The sequence below is a fragment of the Pseudomonas sp. BIGb0381 genome (assembly GCF_024809815.1).
Taxonomy (GTDB): domain Bacteria; phylum Pseudomonadota; class Gammaproteobacteria; order Pseudomonadales; family Pseudomonadaceae; genus Aquipseudomonas.
On the sequence record NZ_JANUEN010000012.1, the window covers coordinates 37,956 to 54,454 of the forward strand.

The 16,499-nt window shown below is 61.9% G+C and carries 16 protein-coding genes; 9 read left to right on the top strand and 7 right to left on the bottom strand.

The window, feature by feature from the left end; all coding sequences use genetic code 11:
* From mltB to M2397_RS25790, 7 genes are all read left to right on the top strand, one after another.
* The gene (gene mltB / locus M2397_RS25760) at nt 1–1,011 is read left to right on the top strand and encodes a lytic murein transglycosylase B (RefSeq protein ID WP_131700096.1); all 1,011 of its coding nucleotides are present in this window, start codon (nt 1–3) and stop codon (nt 1,009–1,011) included.
* Nucleotides 1,011–2,009, top strand: a complete 999-nt coding sequence (locus tag M2397_RS25765) for a septal ring lytic transglycosylase RlpA family protein (RefSeq protein WP_092488466.1) — start codon at nt 1,011–1,013, stop codon at nt 2,007–2,009. The genes mltB and M2397_RS25765 overlap by 1 nt, the downstream gene beginning before the upstream one ends.
* A 180-nt stretch (nt 2,010–2,189) precedes the next feature.
* Entirely contained in the window at nt 2,190–3,347 is a 1,158-nt protein-coding gene (locus tag M2397_RS25770) for a D-alanyl-D-alanine carboxypeptidase family protein (protein WP_131700097.1), read from the top strand.
* A gap of 84 nt (nt 3,348–3,431) precedes the next feature.
* On the top strand, nt 3,432–3,707 hold the full coding sequence (locus tag M2397_RS25775; protein ID WP_017848340.1) for a DUF493 domain-containing protein: 276 nt from the start codon (nt 3,432–3,434) through the stop codon (nt 3,705–3,707).
* On the top strand, nt 3,707–4,354 hold the full coding sequence (gene lipB, locus M2397_RS25780) for a lipoyl(octanoyl) transferase LipB (protein ID WP_027605241.1): 648 nt from the start codon (nt 3,707–3,709) through the stop codon (nt 4,352–4,354). The genes M2397_RS25775 and lipB overlap by 1 nt, the downstream gene beginning before the upstream one ends.
* A gap of 26 nt (nt 4,355–4,380) precedes the next feature.
* A complete protein-coding gene (gene lipA, locus M2397_RS25785) occupies nt 4,381–5,382 on the top strand; it encodes a lipoyl synthase (protein WP_057444888.1) in 1,002 nt (333 codons plus the stop codon).
* A gap of 139 nt (nt 5,383–5,521) precedes the next feature.
* Entirely contained in the window at nt 5,522–6,442 is a 921-nt protein-coding gene (locus M2397_RS25790; protein ID WP_259244714.1) for an LD-carboxypeptidase, read from the top strand.
* 68 nt (nt 6,443–6,510) lie between these two features.
* On the opposite strand, the gene M2397_RS25795 is transcribed toward M2397_RS25790, so the two are convergent.
* The 5 genes from M2397_RS25795 to leuS all read right to left on the bottom strand — a co-directional run bounded on the left by M2397_RS25795 (nt 6,511) and on the right by leuS (nt 12,649).
* The gene (locus M2397_RS25795; protein WP_167656550.1) at nt 6,511–7,836 is read right to left on the bottom strand and encodes a lytic murein transglycosylase; all 1,326 of its coding nucleotides are present in this window, start codon (nt 7,834–7,836) and stop codon (nt 6,511–6,513) included.
* A 61-nt stretch (nt 7,837–7,897) separates the two neighbouring features.
* On the bottom strand, nt 7,898–8,062 hold the full coding sequence (gene arfA, locus M2397_RS25800) for an alternative ribosome rescue factor ArfA (RefSeq protein WP_145336732.1): 165 nt from the start codon (nt 8,060–8,062) through the stop codon (nt 7,898–7,900).
* A 209-nt stretch (nt 8,063–8,271) separates the two neighbouring features.
* Complete coding sequence (holA, locus tag M2397_RS25805) at nt 8,272–9,309, bottom strand: DNA polymerase III subunit delta (protein WP_131700100.1); 1,038 nt, start codon at nt 9,307–9,309, stop codon at nt 8,272–8,274.
* Nucleotides 9,310–9,348: 39 nt separating this feature from the next.
* Nucleotides 9,349–9,954: an LPS assembly lipoprotein LptE gene (gene lptE / locus M2397_RS25810; RefSeq protein WP_259244715.1), complete on the bottom strand. Its 606-nt coding sequence runs from the start codon at nt 9,952–9,954 to the stop codon at nt 9,349–9,351.
* A gap of 88 nt (nt 9,955–10,042) precedes the next feature.
* On the bottom strand, nt 10,043–12,649 hold the full coding sequence (gene leuS / locus M2397_RS25815; RefSeq protein ID WP_259244716.1) for a leucine--tRNA ligase: 2,607 nt from the start codon (nt 12,647–12,649) through the stop codon (nt 10,043–10,045).
* 261 nt (nt 12,650–12,910) lie between these two features.
* Between leuS and M2397_RS25820 the strand changes: the two genes are divergently transcribed.
* Together M2397_RS25820 and M2397_RS25825 are read left to right on the top strand one after the other, a co-directional pair.
* Nucleotides 12,911–13,228, top strand: a complete 318-nt coding sequence (locus tag M2397_RS25820) for a hypothetical protein (RefSeq protein WP_131700103.1) — start codon at nt 12,911–12,913, stop codon at nt 13,226–13,228.
* Between the two features lie 97 nt (nt 13,229–13,325).
* Nucleotides 13,326–14,087: a YdcF family protein gene (locus M2397_RS25825; protein ID WP_167656552.1), complete on the top strand. Its 762-nt coding sequence runs from the start codon at nt 13,326–13,328 to the stop codon at nt 14,085–14,087.
* Between the two features lie 35 nt (nt 14,088–14,122).
* Here the strand turns inward: M2397_RS25825 and lnt are convergent, their stop codons facing one another.
* The gene (gene lnt / locus M2397_RS25830; RefSeq protein WP_131700105.1) at nt 14,123–15,646 is read right to left on the bottom strand and encodes an apolipoprotein N-acyltransferase; all 1,524 of its coding nucleotides are present in this window, start codon (nt 15,644–15,646) and stop codon (nt 14,123–14,125) included.
* 8 nt (nt 15,647–15,654) lie between these two features.
* Nucleotides 15,655–16,494, bottom strand: a complete 840-nt coding sequence (locus M2397_RS25835; protein ID WP_005791724.1) for an HlyC/CorC family transporter — start codon at nt 16,492–16,494, stop codon at nt 15,655–15,657.
* Nucleotides 16,495–16,499: the final 5 nt, after the last annotated feature.

The window sequence follows — 16,499 nt, forward strand, 5'->3', positions numbered from 1 at the left end:
ATGCAAGTAATGCGCGGCTGGGCGACTCGGCATGCGTCCTGGATGGGCCTGATTGGGCTGCTGGGCGCAACGCAGGAGGCGCAGGCCGGTGACTACGATGGCTCACCCCAGGTCGCCGAGTTCGTTGGTGAAATGACCCGCGACTACGGTTTCGCCGGTGAACAGCTGATGGGCGTGTTTCGCGAAGCGCAGCGCAAGCAGGCGATCCTCGATGCTATCTCTCGCCCCGCTGAGCGCGTGAAACAGTGGAGTGAATATCGCCCTATGTTCCTCACCGACGCCCGCGTGGCCCGGGGTGTGGACTTCTGGCGCCAGCACGAGGCCGTATTGGCCCGTGCCGAGCAGGAATACGGCGTGCCGGCCCAGGTCATCGTTGCGATCATTGGCATTGAAACCTTCTACGGGCGCAATACCGGCAGTTACCGGGTGATCGACGCCCTGTCGACCCTGGGCTTCGATTACCCGCCGCGCGCCGACTTTTTCCGCAAGGAACTGCGTGAATTCCTGCTGTTGGCCCGTGAAGAGCAGGTCGACCCGCTGACCCTCAAAGGCTCCTACGCCGGTGCGATGGGCTTGCCGCAGTTCATGCCGAGCAGCTTTCGCGCCTACGCGGTGGATTTCGACGGCGACGGGCACATCAATATCTGGAGCAACCCGGACGATGCCATCGGCAGTGTGGCCAGCTACTTCAAGCGCCATGGCTGGGTCGGTGGCGAGCCGGTGGTGATCCGCGCCGATGTCACCGGGGAGCACGCCGATGAAGGCCTGACCCAGGGCATCGAGCCGGCCAAGACGGTTGGGGAGTTGCGGGCGCTGGGCTGGTCGAGTCAGAATGCGCCACGCGACGATATGCCGGTGACGGCGTTCCGCCTCGAAGGTGAAAACGGCCCTGAATACTGGATGGGCCTGAAGAATTTCTACGCAATCACGCGTTATAACCGCAGTGTGATGTACGCCATGGCCGTGCATCAGCTGTCAGACATGCTGGTCCAAGCACGGGGCAACAAGTAATGCGGGCATCGCCGTTCAATCAACCGCTCAAGCTGGTGGCGTTCGCCGCGTTGTCCCTGCTCGTCGTCAGTTGTTCCACCAGCCGTGGCCCGGTACAGAAGTCCGGCGGCACGGCTGTGCGTTCCCAGCCAGGACTGGACATCAACCGCGCGCACAAAGACGGCGCGCCGTGGTGGGATGTCGACGTGTCGAAGATCCCGGATGCCACGCCGACCCTGCACACCGGTCCATACAAGGCCAACCCCTATACGGTGCTGGGCAAGTCCTACTTCCCGTTGCAGGACTCCAAGACCTACGTGCAATCGGGCACGGCGTCCTGGTATGGCACCAAGTTCCACGGTCAGAACACCGCTAACGGCGAGGTCTACGACCTGTACGGCATGAGCGCGGCCCACAAGACCCTGCCGCTGCCCAGCTATGTCCGCGTGACCAACCTGGACAACAACCGCACGGTAATCCTGCGGGTCAACGACCGTGGACCGTTCTATTCGGATCGCATCATCGACTTGTCCTACGCCGCCGCCAAAAAACTCGGCTATGCCGAAATCGGTACCGCGCGGGTCAAGGTCGAAGGCATCGATCCGGCGCAGTACTGGGCCCAGCGTGGCAAACCAGCGCCGTTGATGCTCAACGAGCCCCAGAGTGCGCAGCCGCAAGTGACGGCATCAACCGGCAAGATCGAACAGTGGACACCGCCACCGCAGCAGCACGCACCGGATACCGTGGTCGTGCCCCATGCGGCGCCAGGCGCCGCGGTCGCGGGCGGGCAATACCTGCAAGTGGGCGCTTTCGCCAACCCGGATGCGGCAGAACTGTTAAGGTCCAAGCTCAGCAGCATGGTCAGCGCGCCAGTGTTTATCAGCTCCATCGTGCGTAACCAGCAAACGTTGCACCGTGTGCGTATGGGCCCGATCGGTTCGCCGAGCGAGGTTGCACAAGTGCAGAACAGCGTGCGTCTGGCCAACCTGGGGCAACCCAGCGTGGTCACCGCTGAATAAAAAAGGATTGATGGCTCAGGTCCGTGCGCGGGTATGAGCCGTGGTTGTTGGCTCGTTGAACAATAAAAACCCAGGGGCAAGGGGTGAGCGTGCAACCGAACACGTGACAGTCTGGTAGCGGGCTGTCTGAATAAGTTTTGCCCGCGAGGGCAAGTTTCCATAAGCAATTTCGAGAGACGGATGAACATCACCACCTTAGCCAAACGCACGTGCCTGCTTATCTCGCTGATCATCACCCCGGCCGCCTGGGCGGTTGAAATGGTGCCGGCTTCACCGCAACTGGCTGCCAAGTCCTGGGTCCTCATGGATGCCGCCAGTGGCAACGTGCTGGTCGAGAGCAACGGTGACCAGCGCCTGCCACCGGCCAGCCTGACCAAGCTGATGACCGCCTACATCGCGACCCTGGAAATCCGTCGCGGCCAGATCGGCGAAAACGACCCGGTGACCGTCAGCGAAAACGCCTGGCGTACCGGCGGTTCGCGGATGTTCATCAAGGTGGGCTCGCAAGTCACCGTCAGCGACCTGCTGCACGGCATCATCATCCAGTCCGGTAACGACGCCAGCGTCGCCCTGGCCGAGCACATCGCCGGCAGCGAAGACGCATTCGCCGACATGATGAACAAAACCGTGGCCGACCTGGGCATGACCAACAGCCACTTCATGAACCCCACCGGCCTGCCAAACCCTGAGCACTATTCGTCGGCTCACGACATGGCGATCCTGGCGCGCGCGATCATTCGTATCGACCCGGTTCACTATGCGATCTACTCCCAGAAGGAGTTCTTCTGGAACAACATCAAGCAGCCTAACCGCAACCTGTTGCTGTGGCGCGACAAGACCGTCGACGGCCTGAAAACCGGCCACACCGAAGAAGCCGGCTACTGCATGGTGTCGTCTGCGGTACGTGATGGCCAGCGCCTGATCGCCGTAGTCTTCGGCACCAACAGCGAGCAGGCCCGTGCGGCCGAGACGCAAAAACTGCTGACCTACGGTTTCCGCTTCTTCGAAACCCAGACCTTCTACCAGAAGGGTGCTGAACTGGCGACCGCGCCGGTGTGGAAAGGCGCGACCTCGCAAGTCAAGGCCGGCCTGGCTGAAGACCTGACCCTGACCATGCCTAAAGGCCAGCTGAAAAAGCTCGCTGCCAGCATGACCATGAACCCGCAATTGGTTGCACCCATCGCCAAGGGCGACGTGATCGGTAAAGTCGAAGTGAAGCTGGACGACAAGGTGGTACACAGCGCCGACCTGATCGCGCTGGACGCCGTCGACGAAGGTGGTATCTTCCGCCGCGTGTGGGATAGCATCCGTCTATTCTTCTACGGCTTGTTCAACTGATTGTGTGCACCTGCAAAGCCCCGCGTTGATCCGACGCGGGGCTTTGCCGTCGCCACGGCTTACCGCTTACGAGGCCGTTCTGCCATGACCGATAAAGAAGTAAAGGCGCCAAAGATCGAATTCCCAGTGACGGATTATCCCGTCAAGGTGATCAGCGATACCGGTGTAGGCAACAAAGACAAGATTCTCGATATCGTGCGTAAACACGCGACGATCAATGACAACCGGGTGGACGAGCGTTCGAGCACCAACGGTAAGTACACCACGATCCAGTTGCACATCGTTGCGACCGGTCAAGACCAGCTCTACGACATCAATAGCGAACTGCGGGCCACCGGCTTCGTGCACATGGTGCTGTGATGTCACAGGTCCTGGGCTTTCGCGAGCTCGGCCGGATGGACTACGAGCCCGTCTGGCATGCCATGCAGCGGTTCACGAATGAACGCGGCACTTCGGCACCCGATGAAATCTGGCTGGTGGAGCACCCGCCGGTGTTCACCCAGGGCCAGGCCGGCAAAGCCGAACATCTGCTGCTGCCGGGGGATATTCCGGTGGTGCAGGTCGACCGAGGTGGCCAAGTGACTTACCATGGGCCCGGTCAACTGGTGGCGTACCTGCTGCTGGACGTGCGCAAGCTGGGTTTTGGCGTGCGCGACCTTGTGAGCCGTATGGAGGCTTGCCTGATCGAGCTGTTGGCCAGTTACGGCGTGAGTGCCGCGGCCAAGCCCGATGCACCCGGTGTGTATGTGGATGGCGCGAAAATCGCGTCCCTCGGTTTGCGCATTCGCCACGGTTGTTCCTTTCATGGCCTGGCCCTGAACGTGGACATGGACCTGGCACCGTTCCGGCGGATTAACCCGTGCGGTTATGCCGGGCTGGCGATGACCCAACTGAGCGACCACGCCACACCGATTAAATTTGCCGAGGTAAGTGCCCGGCTGCGTGCGCAGCTCGTCAAACACCTCGACTATGCTGAGCAGACGACCCTCACGGGCGGAATCGACTGATTATGACTACTGATGCAGTGCAAACCATGATCCCGACGCTGGACATCACCGAGCGTCCGGCCCCGGCCCCGCGTGCCAAGGTGGAAGCCGGCGTCAAGCTGCGCGGCGCCGAGAAGGTTGCACGCATCCCGGTCAAGATCATCCCGACCACCGAGTTGCCGAAAAAGCCCGACTGGATCCGCGTGCGCATCCCGGTTTCGCCGGAAGTCGACCGTATCAAGGCCTTGCTGCGCAAACACAAGCTGCACAGCGTGTGCGAAGAGGCGTCCTGCCCGAACTTGGGCGAATGCTTCTCCGGCGGCACCGCCACCTTCATGATCATGGGTGACATCTGCACCCGTCGTTGCCCGTTCTGCGACGTCGGCCATGGCCGGCCGAAGCCACTGGACGTCAACGAACCGGAAAGCCTGGCCATCGCCATCGCCGACCTGAAACTCAAATACGTGGTGATCACCTCGGTTGACCGTGACGACCTGCGCGACGGCGGTGCCCAGCACTTTGCCGACTGCATCCGCGAAATCCGCAAATTGTCGCCGAACGTGATGCTCGAGACCCTGGTGCCGGACTACCGTGGCCGTATGGACGTCGCGCTGGAAATCACCGCTGCCGAGCCGCCGGATGTGTTCAACCATAACCTGGAAACCGTGCCACGCCTGTACAAGGCCGCGCGTCCAGGTTCGGACTACCAGTGGTCGCTGACCCTGCTGCAGAAATTCAAGCAGATGATGCCGCACATCCCGACCAAATCCGGCTTGATGCTGGGCCTGGGCGAGACCGATGAAGAAGTGATCGAAGTCATGAAGCGCATGCGCGAACACGACATCGACATGCTGACCCTGGGCCAGTACCTGCAACCGTCGCGCAGCCACTTGCCGGTGCAGCGTTTTGTGCACCCGGACACCTTCGCCTGGTTCGCCGAAGAAGGTTACAAGATGGGCTTCAAGAACGTCGCCTCGGGCCCTTTGGTACGCTCTTCGTACCACGCCGACGAGCAGGCCAAGCTGGTCAAGGCTAGCCTGGTTTCCTGATAGGGGTTTAGATCCAGTGTGGGAGGGGGCTTGCCCCCGATTGCGGTATGTCAGTCGCTACATGTGCTGGCTGATCCACCGCTATCGGGGGCAAGCCCCCTCCCACATTTCGTTCTGCGTTAGTTAGGGAGAGTTGTGTATGACTGCAGCCGTTCCAGCCCTTCGTTCTGAAGGCACCATCGCCCTGATCGCCCCCGCCGGCCCCGCCGTGCTGGACGTTGAAAAGGCCGGCCAATGGATGCGTACGCGCGGCTACGATCTGCGAATTTTCCCCGGAGTCTATGAACGCGACGGCTACCTCGCCGGCAGCGATGCAGTGCGCCTGCGTGACCTGCACGCGGCTTTTGCCGATCCGCACATCGACGCTATCTTCTGTCTGCGCGGTGGTTACGGCACACCACGGCTGCTCGACGCGCTGGACTTCGACCTGCTGCGGGCCAATCCCAAGCCGTTGGTGGGTTACAGCGACATCACCGCGTTGCATCTGGCGATCAACCGCTACGCCGGTTTCGTGACCTTCCACGGGCCGATGCTCAATGCCGACCTGCTCGGCGGCAAGCAACAACCTACCGAGTCATCATTGTTCGGCCTTCTGCGCGGCCAGCTGGGCGCCGGCAGTGTGCTGGCGCACCCGGTGGCGTACCCGCTGACCACGATTGAGCCTGGCATTGCCCGTGGGCGCTTGCTGGGGGGTAACCTGTCGATGATTGCGGCGGTCATGGGGACGCCTTACGAAATCGACGCTGAAGGCATCATCCTGTTTATCGAAGACGTCAATGAGCCGATCTACCGCATTGACCGTCTGCTGACCCACCTGCGTCTGGCGGGCAAGTTGGCGCAGGTCGCGGGTGTGCTGGCAGGGGATGTGGCGGGTGTGGATAACGTTGCGCTGGAGCGCCTGCTGAAGCAGACGTTCGAGCCGTTGCGCATACCGGTACTGGCCGGCTGGCGCAGCGGGCATTGCGATCCGAACCTGACGCTGCCGATGGGCGCATTGGTACGGTTGGATGCGGGGGAGCAGCGGGTGGTGTTGGAGCAGGATGTGGTGCTCAGGTCCTGAGTCTGTTGGCGTTTGAGACACCGCAATCGGGGGCAAGCACCCGATTGCGGTAGTCGCCATACGCGGATCTATCGGTTTTGCAGCGACTCCAGCAATTTCACCGTCGGATACCCATCCGCCGGCCAGCCCAGCGTCTGCTGCGCCGCCCGAATCGCCTTGCGCGTGTTTGCGCCAATAATCCCATCCGGGTTGCCGGCGTCGTAGCCATTGGCGCTCAGCGCCGTCTGCAGGTCAATGCGCTGGGAACGGCTCAGTGGCAGTTCATCCTTTGGCCAATCGCCACGAATCACACCACCGCCGCCAAAGCGCTCCGACAACAGACCCACTGCCAGTGCATAGGACGACGAGTTGTTGTACTTGAGGATCGCGCGGAAGTTATCCAGCACCAGGAACGCCGGGCCACGGTAGCCTGCCGGTAGCAGCAGGGCGGCGGACAGTTGGTCGACGTTCGGCGGCATACTCGCGCCCGGTGGCAGCTGAATGCCCAGTTTCATCCAATCGGCAATGCTCTTGCGCACGCCGCCGTCAGCCAGGGTGTAGTCGAAGTTCGCCGGCAATTGCTTGACTTCAAAGCCCCACGGCTGGCCTTTCTGCCAACCGGAGCTTTGCAGGTAGTGCGCGGTGGACGCGAGGGCGTCGGCCGGGCTGTTCCAGATGTCGCGGCGACCGTCGCCATCGAAGTCCACCGCGTGGGTGTTGTAAGTGGTCGGAATGAATTGGGTCTGGCCCATGGCCCCGGCCCAGGAGCCCTTCATCTGGTCGGCGGCGATGTCGCCGTGCTGGATGATCTGCAACGCCGCGAGCAATTGCGCCTGGGCAAAGGCCGGGCGGCGGCCTTCATAGGCCAGGGTCGCCAGGGAGCGGATCACCGAGTTGTTGCCCTGGAACTGGCCGAAGTTACTCTCCATGCCCCACACCGAGACCAGCGCCTGGCGGTCGACACCATAACGCTGCTCGATGCTTTGCAGGATGTCGGCGTACTTGACCAGCAACGCCTGGCCATTACGTACGCGCAGCGGCGACAGGGCGCCGTCGAGGTATTCCCACACCGGTCGGGAAAACTCCGGCTGGCTGCGGTCGGCGCGGATCACCGCCATATCGGGGGTGACATTGGCGAATGCAGTGTCGAAAACGTCGGCCGTGATGCCGGCCTGCAGGGCTTGCGCGCGAAAGCCAGCCTGCCATTCAGCAAAGGTCTGGGTCGGTTGGATGTCGAGATTGTCCACGGCCAGGGGGGCCACGACGGCAGGTGCTACCACGGGTGCGGTCTGGAGCTTCGGCAAGGGTTGGGCATCGGCGGCGGTGGGTTTTTCCGCGCAGGCGACAAGCAGAATGAGGCTGGAGGCAGCGATCAATTGGCGAAGGTGCCAACGACGGGAAAGACAAGAGGGCATGCACAGGTCCAGGAATTACAAATCAGGCACAGACCTTATCATGCCAGAGGGGCGCTTGCCTTCAGGCAGCCAGAAAGTAAGAAGCCTCCCAGCTATTAGACTGGAAGGCTTCGCGGCGGTAGCTGCCTTTGCCCTTGCCGGCGCGTTCCTGACGGCTGCGGAACAGTGGCTGGGCGATGGTGGATTTGGCCTTGTTGGGGCCATGCTTGGATGGCTTTTTGCTCATGGTCGATGCTCTTGATGGGGGGGATGCGGCGCAAATAATCTGCCGAAGTCAGGCCGCTGTAAAGCCCATGAATTGTAAACGCAATCAAAAGTGTGGAAGGGGGCTTGCCCCCGATGATGGTGTTTCAGTCAATACATGTGTCGACTTCAGCGCCGCCATCGGGAGCAAGCCCCCTCCCACATTGGTTCTGTGGTGTGTGGAAACTAGGGTTATTCCGCTGGTAATGTCAGGCGCTGACCGGCCATCAACAGCGACAAACGGCTGAGGCTCATCCACGGTGAACCCGCCGCCTGGCCCTTGATCTGTGCATCAATGCGCTGCGCCTCCAGCAACAGCTGCGCCCAGCGTTGCGCCGAGTGCCGTTGCAGGGCTTTGCTCATAAGGGGTTTGCGCTTGTCCCACACCGGTGGCCGAGCCTGGCTGAAGCACTTGTCCAGCGGCGTGCCCTGGCTGTATTGCAGGGCAATATTGGCCAATACCCGTAGCTCCCGGGCCAGGGCCCAGAGAATCACCGGTGGCTCCACCCCTTCGCCGCGCAGGCCTTCGAGCATGCGCAGGGCATGGGCGGGCTCGCCGTTGAGGATCGCATCCACCAGCCCGAACACGTCAAAACGTGCACTGTCTGCTACTGCGCCTTGGACGGTCTCGACGGTAATCTGCCCGTCTTCGGCCATCAGCTTGAGCTTTTCGATCTCCTGGGCGGCGGCAAGCAAGTTGCCTTCGACCCGCGCGGCGATCAGCTCCACTGCATCCTGTGTCGCGGACAGCCCCGCCTGGGACAGGCGCTGGCGAATCCATTGCGGCAACTGATTGCTGTCCACTGGCCAGATCTGGATGAACTGGGTCTGCGCCCCCTCCACCAGGGCCTTGCCCCACTTGGTCTTCTGCGCGCTGCCGTCGAGCTTGGGCAAGCTGATCAGCAACACCGTGTCTTCGGCGGGCCGCGAGCAGTATTCCATCAGTGCCGCCGCGCCCTTATCGCCGGGCTTGCCCGAAGGCAGGCGCAGCTCCAGCAGGCGTTTTTCGGCGAACAGCGACATGCTTGCACCGGCTTGCAGCAGCGTGCCCCAGTCGAAACTGGCGTCGGCGCTGAATACCTGGCGTTCATCGAAGCCCTGCTGGCGTGCGGCGGTACGGATGGCGTCGGCGGCTTCCTGGCACAGCAGCGGGTCATCACCGCTGACGATGTAGACAGGCGCGAGGCCACCTTGCAGGTGTTTGGCGAGTTGGGCGGGGGCGAGTTTCATAGGCAGGGTGAACGGGGCGCCTGGGGCGCCCCGTCTGGCTTACTCGACAGGTACTTCAACAGGCGATTGTTTCGGCGTGTTGTCTTCGTACTCTTTCGCTGCTTTCAGCGCGTCGGCATCGGCCTTGGCCTTGTCGTCAGCGCGTTGCTGCAAGGTTTCGAGTTGTTGCGGAGTCAGCAGCGACAGGCGCAGGACCATGCGTTGCACCAGCTCGCGACGCATCTCCTTGCGCACCTGGATGATTTCGGAGTCCGAACCCACCAGATTGTTACCATCGTGGCTGACAATCTTCTGCACCTGAATGTCGTCATTCATCAAGGGCAGGCGATCGCGGCCCTGGATTTCAAAACTGAGCACGGTGCTCAGTTCGATATCGGACGCGCGCCCGGCGCTGGCGTAGCTCAGGTTGCGCTGGGTTTCTTTCTCGTTAGCCAGGAACAGCTTGTAGGTCGCGCCGGTGTAGACGTGCACGCCGCTGTTTTCCAGGACCTGGCGCAGCTGGGTCACTGTTTCGCTGTAGGCGTCGCGAGCGCTGACGTCCAGTTCCTTGATCGTCAGGTCATTGGTGCCGGTGCCGCGCAGCTGGAAGCCGCAAGCGCTCAGCAGTACGGCAAGGCCCATAACCAGCAGATTGCGTTTGATCATTTTGTTGCTCCCCTTGAAACCATGTGGGCCTTATCGAGGCCCTGAAGGCTTTGTTCGGCGCAGGGCTTGAGCCCCACGCCCGATCCGATTAGCTAGCGACGATATTGACCAGTTTGCCAGGCACCACGATCACTTTGCGGATCGTCAGGCCTTCGGTAAAACGCAGCACGTTCTCGTTGACCCGTGCGGCCGCTTCGACTTCTTCACGGCTGGCACTTGCCGGCATGTCGATCTGGCCGCGCAGTTTACCGTTGACCTGGATGACCAGTTGCAGCGTGTCCTGTACCAGGGCGCTGTCATCCTGTACCGGCCAGCGTGCATCGATGACCGCGTTGCTATGGCCCAGGCGGCTCCACAGTTCGTGGCTGATGTGCGGCGTGATCGGCGCCAGCAGCAGGGTGACCGTTTCCAAGCCTTCCTGCACCAGTGCGCGATCCTGTTCGGTCGCTTGCGGGGCTTTTTCCAGCACGTTCATCAGCGTCATCACCTGGGCGATGGCGGTGTTGAACTTGTGGTTCTGGCCCACGTCCTGGCTGGCTTGCTTGATGGCCAGGTGAGTGCTGCGGCGAATGAGTTTCTGCTCGTCGGTCAACGACGCCACGTCCAGCTTGGCCGGCAGGCCCTGGCTGACATGGGCGTGCGCCAGGCGCCAGACGCGCTTGAGGAAACGGTGCGAACCTTCGACGCCGGAGTCGGACCATTCGGCGCTCATGTCAGGCGGCGAGGCGAACATCATGAACAGGCGGCAGGTATCGGCGCCGAACTGATCGATCATTGACTGAGGGTCGACGCCGTTGTTCTTCGACTTGGCCATCTTCTCGGTGCCGCCGATTTCCACCGGCAGGCCGTCAGCGATCAGTTTGGCGCTGATGACCTTGGCTTTGCTGTCGCGCTCAAGCTCGACGTCCGCTGGGTTGAACCAGGTGTAGGCGCCATTGGCTTCGCGACGATAGTAGGTCTCGGCGATCACCATGCCCTGGGTCAGCAGGTTCTTGAACGGTTCGTTGGAGCTCACCAGGCCTTCGTCGCGCATCAGCTTGTGGAAGAAGCGCGCGTACAGCAGGTGAAGAATGGCGTGTTCGATACCACCGATGTACTGGTCTACCGGCAACCAGTGGTCGGCTGCGGATTTTTCCACCAGGCCGCCTTCGTAATGAGGCGACGCGTAGCGAGCGTAGTACCACGAGGACTCGACGAAGGTGTCCATGGTGTCGGTTTCACGCTTGGCCGGCTGGCCGCATTTCGGGCAGTTGCACTCGTAGAACTCAGGCATGCGTGCCAATGGCGAACCGGCGCCGTCCGGCACCACGTCTTCCGGCAGGACGACCGGCAGTTGGTCTTCCGGCACCGGCACGTCACCGCAGGTTTCGCAGTGGATGATCGGGATCGGGCAGCCCCAGTAGCGCTGGCGGCTGATGCCCCAGTCGCGCAGGCGGAACTGGGTGCGCGAGGCACCGAGGTTCTTCTTGATCAGTGCAACTTCGATGGCGTCGAAGGCACCGGCGAAGTCCAGGCCGTCGAACTCACCGGAGTTGATCAGCGTACCGTGCTCGCCGTAGGCGTCTTGCCACGGCGCCGGGTTGGTGTCGCCCGAACTGGTGCGCACCACCGACTTGATCGGCAGGCTGTACTTGGTGGCGAATTCGAAATCGCGCTCGTCGTGGGCCGGCACAGCCATTACTGCGCCATCACCGTAGTGCATCAACACGTAGTTGGCGACCCATACCGGCAACTTCTCGCCGGTCAGCGGGTGCTCGACGAACAGGCCGGTCGGCAGGCCTTTTTTCTCCTGGGTGGCGACGTCGGCTTCAGCCACGCTGCCGCCTTTGCATTCGGCGATGAACGCCTGCAGCTCGGGGTTGTTCTGTGCGGCCTGGGTGGCCAGCGGGTGCTCGGCGGCCACGGCGACGTAGGTCGCGCCCATCAGGGTGTCGGGACGGGTGGTGAAGACTTTGAGTGCGCCCGCTTCGCCGATGGAGTCGACGTTGTACGGGAACTGCACTTCCATGCCCTTGGACTTGCCGATCCAGTTGCGCTGCATGGTCTTGACCTGTTCAGGCCAGCCCGGCAAATCGTCGAGGCTCGACAAGAGTTCATCCGCGTAGGCGGTGATCTTGAAGTAGTACATCGGGATTTCGCGCTTTTCGATCAGCGCGCCGGAGCGCCAGCCGCGACCGTCGATCACCTGTTCGTTGGCCAGGACGGTCTGGTCGACAGGGTCCCAGTTCACGGTGCCGCTTTTTTTGTAGATCACGCCTTTTTCGAACAGGCGGGTGAACAGCCATTGTTCCCAGCGGTAGTAGTCCGGCTTGCAGGTGGTGACTTCGCGGGACCAGTCCACCGCCAGGCCCAGGCTGCGCAGCTGGGTCTTCATGTAGGCGATGTTTTCGTAGGTCCACTTGGCGGGGGCCACGTTGTTTTTCATCGCGGCGTTTTCCGCCGGCATGCCGAAGGCGTCCCAACCCATGGGCTGCAGGACGTTCTTGCCTTGCATGCGCTGGTAGCGGGAGATCACGTCGCCGATGGTGTAGTTACGCACATGCCCCATGTGTAGCTTGCCGCTGGGGTAAGGGAACATCGATAGGCAATAGAAAGTCTCCTTGCCTGGCTGTTCACTGACTTCAAAGGACTTTTGCTCGTCCCAGAAGGTTTGGACGGCATTTTCTATTTCACGGGGCTGATATTGTTCGTGCATGGCTACTTTTGAACTGAATAGGGGTGGCCTAATCCTCTTCGGTGCAACGTTCAGGTTGTTCGACACCAAAAAGCGGCGCGTCCGTGCCCAAACCCTGCGGGAAGTGGAGTTACAGGAAGCGCCGTAGCATACATGACCCCACTCTATCGAGGGAAACCCTGATTGCGCGGCGAGGGCCGTCTGTCGCGGCGCCGGGCAGGCGCAGCCACGGGGACTACGCTGTTTATTGGGGAGCAAGTCTTTCTTCAATGAGGTGAGGGGATGGTCGAATCGCAGCGAATCGCAACGAAACCGGAAATCTACGAAGGACTGATCGACCGATTGGGTCGTGCATTGGATGCAGCGAGGACCGCGGGCCGATTGCGTGATGAACGGCCCGTCGAGTTGGAACTGCGCGGTTTGAGCCGTGCGGAGCTGGAACTGATCAAAGCTTACCTGGAACGTAACAAGTGCAGTGCGCCTCCTTGGGTGGCAACCCCGCCAGCCAAAGAGCCTACGCACTCAGCCAAGGTGGTGTGGCTCAAGGACTTGTCGGCCGGTCGTGGCCCGGAAAGGCTCCGGTCCGCCCGCTTCAAGTAGTTCACTCGCCTGAATCACGTCATCGTGCCATGTCACTGTAAAGATTGTCGCTGAACCCCGTTACACCTTAGGCTTCGGGCATCTTTGGAGATGCCCGATGCCTATTCGTTATTTCATCAAACAACTGCTCCTGCCACCCGGCATCCTCTTGCTGCTGCTGGCCCTTGCCTGGTGGTTTCGTCGCAGTCGCCCACGTTTGGCCGGCTGTTGCTTTGCCCTGGGGTTTGGCGGCATGTGGTTGATCAGCCTGCCGGTGACGGTGGAGTGGGGCGCGCGTGCCCTGGAGGCCGAACCGCCGTTGGCCCGTGAAGACTGGTCGACCCTGGCCCAGCGCGCCGACGCCATTGTGGTGTTGGGCTCGGGACGCGAGCGCGGCGACCCGGCATGGGGTTCTGATCAGCCGACCGGTATCGGCCTGGAGCGCCAACGGTATGCCGCGCGATTGGCCAAGGCCTCCGGGCTGCCGGTGTTGACGACCGGCGGCCTGCATTACGGCACGCCGCCCAGCGAGGCGCAATTGATGGCGGTGTCGATGCAGGATGACTTCGGCGTTGCTGTGCGCTGGAGGGAAGAGCGCAGCCGCACCACCTGGGAAAACGCGCAGATGAGTGCCGAGATTCTATTGCCTGAGGGCATCAAGCGTGTGGTGGTCGTGACCCAGGCCTGGCACATGCCGCGTTCGGTGTGGAGTTTTGAACAGGCCGGCTTCACCGTGGTGCCGGCGCCGGTGGGGTTCCTGGGCGTGGACAACGCCCGGCCGCTGGGCGGCTGGCTGCCGGAGTTCAAGTCGGTGTGGCAGAGCGGGCAATTGATCAACGAGGCGGTGGGGCAGGTGGGGTATCGGTTGTTCTATCGATAACACCGCCCCCTCCCACATTGGTTGTGCATTGTCTGTTAGACGGTTTTTGACATCCGGCCTGCCAGCAACGCCCAACCAAACAACCCCAGGCACACGATGATCAGCGGCCACGAGCGCCATTGCAGGTACGGCGTCAGGTTGTGCATTGGCACCACTTCGCCGTAGAGAATGCCGCGTTCGAACTGCGGGATCTGCACGGTGATCTGCCCAAACGGGTTGATCAACCCGGTCACGCCATTATTGGTGGCGCGGATCATCCAACGGCCAGCCTCCAGTGCACGCATCTGCGCCATTTGCAGGTGCTGCAAGGGGCCGATGGAGCGGCCGAACCAGGTGTCATTGCTGATGGTCAGCAGCAGGTCGCTCTGGGCTGAAAGGCCGGCTGCGAATTCCGGGTACACCACTTCGTAGCAAATGAACGGCGCAATCTGATAGCCCTTGGCTTGCAGCATCGGCTGGTCGGCAGGGCCGCGGGCGAAGTCCGACATGGGCAGGTCGAAGAAGGCAATCAGGCCGCGCAACATATCCTGCAGCGGCACGTACTCGCCAAACGGCACCAGCTTCTGCTTGAGGTAGGTGCCGTCACCTTCACCCACCACGGTGATGCCGTTGAAGTAGCGCTTCTGGTGATGCACTTCCTGGCGTATCGGCACGCCGGTGATCAACGCGGTGTGCCGGTCGGCCGCAAACTTGCCCATCATCCCCAGGTAGCCCTCGACGGACTCCTTGAGCACCGGCACCGCCGTTTCCGGCCACACCAACAGGTCGACCGGCTTGGAGCTGAAGCTCATGTCGCGGTACAGCGCGAGCTGCGCATTGAGCTGCTCAGGGTCCCACTTCATGCTTTGTTCGACGTTGCCCTGGATCGCAGCGACGGTCAGCGGCGCGCCGGAAGGCGTGGTCCAGGCATGATGCTTGAGCGCCAGGCCGATGGCCCAGGGCGCTACCAGCAACACCAGGCCAGCGCCGATAAATGCATTGCGCTTGGCCGCCAGCAGGCGCGGCAGGTTGCACAACAGGGCCGCCGTCAGTGCCAGGGCAAACGAAATCAGCCACATGCCGCCCACTGGCGCCAGGCCGGTGAGTGGGCCGTCGAGCTGGCTGTAACCGGAGTACAGCCACGGGAATCCGGTGAGGAACCAGCCGCGAAAGGCTTCCTGGCCGACCCACAATGCGGCAAACGTGAGCGCATCTGCCAACGGTGCTTCATTGCGACGCAACCAGCGCGCCCATAGCCAGGCGGGCAGGGCGAAGAACCAGGCAATGGCGGCGGTGAACAGCAGCATCAGGAACCCCGCCAGCAGCACCGAAGCGCCGCCGAAGTGGTGGATGCTGTAATAGATCCAGCTGGTACCGGCGCCAAACAGCCCGAAACCGAAGCACCAACCACGGCCCAAGGCCTGACGCGGCGTCAGTTCCCGCAGTCCGATATAGAACAATCCGACCGCGACCAGTGCAAATGGCCACAGGTCGAACGGCGCCAGCGCCAGGGTGGTGATGGCGCCGGCCACCACGGCCAGCAAATTACCGGGCCAGCCGGGGCGGGTCAGACGGCGCATATCAATCCTTAGCGGGCAATAGGTGTCAGGCGAATCAAGTGGATGCGGCGGCTGTCGGCATTCAGGATGCGGAAGCGATAGGCGCCGATCTCGGTGGTTTCGTTACGCTTGGGCAGATGCCCGAACGCACTCATCACCAGGCCACCGACGGTGTCGAACTCATCGTCGGAGAATTCGCTGTCGAAGAACTCGTTGAAGTTCTCGATCGGCGTCAGCGCCTTGACCAGGAAGTCACCACTGGGCAGCGGCTTGATGTAGCTGTCTTCTTCGACGTCGTGCTCATCTTCGATGTCGCCGACGATCTGTTCCAGCACGTCTTCGATGGTCACCAGGCCCGCCACGCCGCCGTATTCGTCGATCACAATGGCCATGTGATTGTGGTTGGCGCGAAATTCGCGCAGCAGCACATTCAGGCGCTTGGATTCGGGCACGAAGGTGGCCGGACGCAGCAGGTCCTTGATGTTGAAGCTGTCACCGTTCTCCTTGAGGATCAGCGGCAGCAGGTCCTTGGCCAGCAGGACACCCATGACGTCGTCATGGCTTTCACCGATCACCGGGTAGCGCGAGTGCGCCGAGTCGATCACGGCCGGGAGGAATTCCCGTGGGGTCTGGGTCGCCTTGATGCTGATCATCTGCGAACGCGGGACCATGATGTCCCGAACCTGCAGGTCAGCCACCTGGATGGCGCCTTCGACGATGGCCAGCGCTTCGCTGTCCAGCAACTTGTTCTGATGGGCCTCACGCAGCAGCTCCAGCAGCTCCTGGCGGTTTTTCGGCTCGTGGGCAAAAGCCTGGGTCAGTTTACCCAGCCATGACTTTTGCCCGTTGCTCGATCGGTCTTCGCTCATAGCGA

Coding starts and splice junctions, on each gene's coding strand:
- M2397_RS25835 (WP_005791724.1), bottom strand. CDS start 16,494: ATGAGCGAAGACCGATCGAGCAACGGGCAAAAGTCATGGCTGGGTAAA.
- M2397_RS25790 (WP_259244714.1), top strand. CDS start 5,522: ATGACTGCAGCCGTTCCAGCCCTTCGTTCTGAAGGCACCATCGCCCTG.
- M2397_RS25770 (WP_131700097.1), top strand. CDS start 2,190: ATGAACATCACCACCTTAGCCAAACGCACGTGCCTGCTTATCTCGCTG.
- M2397_RS25795 (WP_167656550.1), bottom strand. CDS start 7,836: ATGCCCTCTTGTCTTTCCCGTCGTTGGCACCTTCGCCAATTGATCGCT.
- lipA (WP_057444888.1), top strand. CDS start 4,381: ATGATCCCGACGCTGGACATCACCGAGCGTCCGGCCCCGGCCCCGCGT.
- mltB (WP_131700096.1), top strand. CDS start 1: ATGCAAGTAATGCGCGGCTGGGCGACTCGGCATGCGTCCTGGATGGGC.
- lnt (WP_131700105.1), bottom strand. CDS start 15,646: ATGCGCCGTCTGACCCGCCCCGGCTGGCCCGGTAATTTGCTGGCCGTG.
- leuS (WP_259244716.1), bottom strand. CDS start 12,649: ATGCACGAACAATATCAGCCCCGTGAAATAGAAAATGCCGTCCAAACC.
- M2397_RS25820 (WP_131700103.1), top strand. CDS start 12,911: ATGGTCGAATCGCAGCGAATCGCAACGAAACCGGAAATCTACGAAGGA.
- holA (WP_131700100.1), bottom strand. CDS start 9,309: ATGAAACTCGCCCCCGCCCAACTCGCCAAACACCTGCAAGGTGGCCTC.
- M2397_RS25825 (WP_167656552.1), top strand. CDS start 13,326: ATGCCTATTCGTTATTTCATCAAACAACTGCTCCTGCCACCCGGCATC.
- arfA (WP_145336732.1), bottom strand. CDS start 8,062: ATGAGCAAAAAGCCATCCAAGCATGGCCCCAACAAGGCCAAATCCACC.
- M2397_RS25765 (WP_092488466.1), top strand. CDS start 1,011: ATGCGGGCATCGCCGTTCAATCAACCGCTCAAGCTGGTGGCGTTCGCC.
- lipB (WP_027605241.1), top strand. CDS start 3,707: ATGTCACAGGTCCTGGGCTTTCGCGAGCTCGGCCGGATGGACTACGAG.
- M2397_RS25775 (WP_017848340.1), top strand. CDS start 3,432: ATGACCGATAAAGAAGTAAAGGCGCCAAAGATCGAATTCCCAGTGACG.
- lptE (WP_259244715.1), bottom strand. CDS start 9,954: ATGATCAAACGCAATCTGCTGGTTATGGGCCTTGCCGTACTGCTGAGC.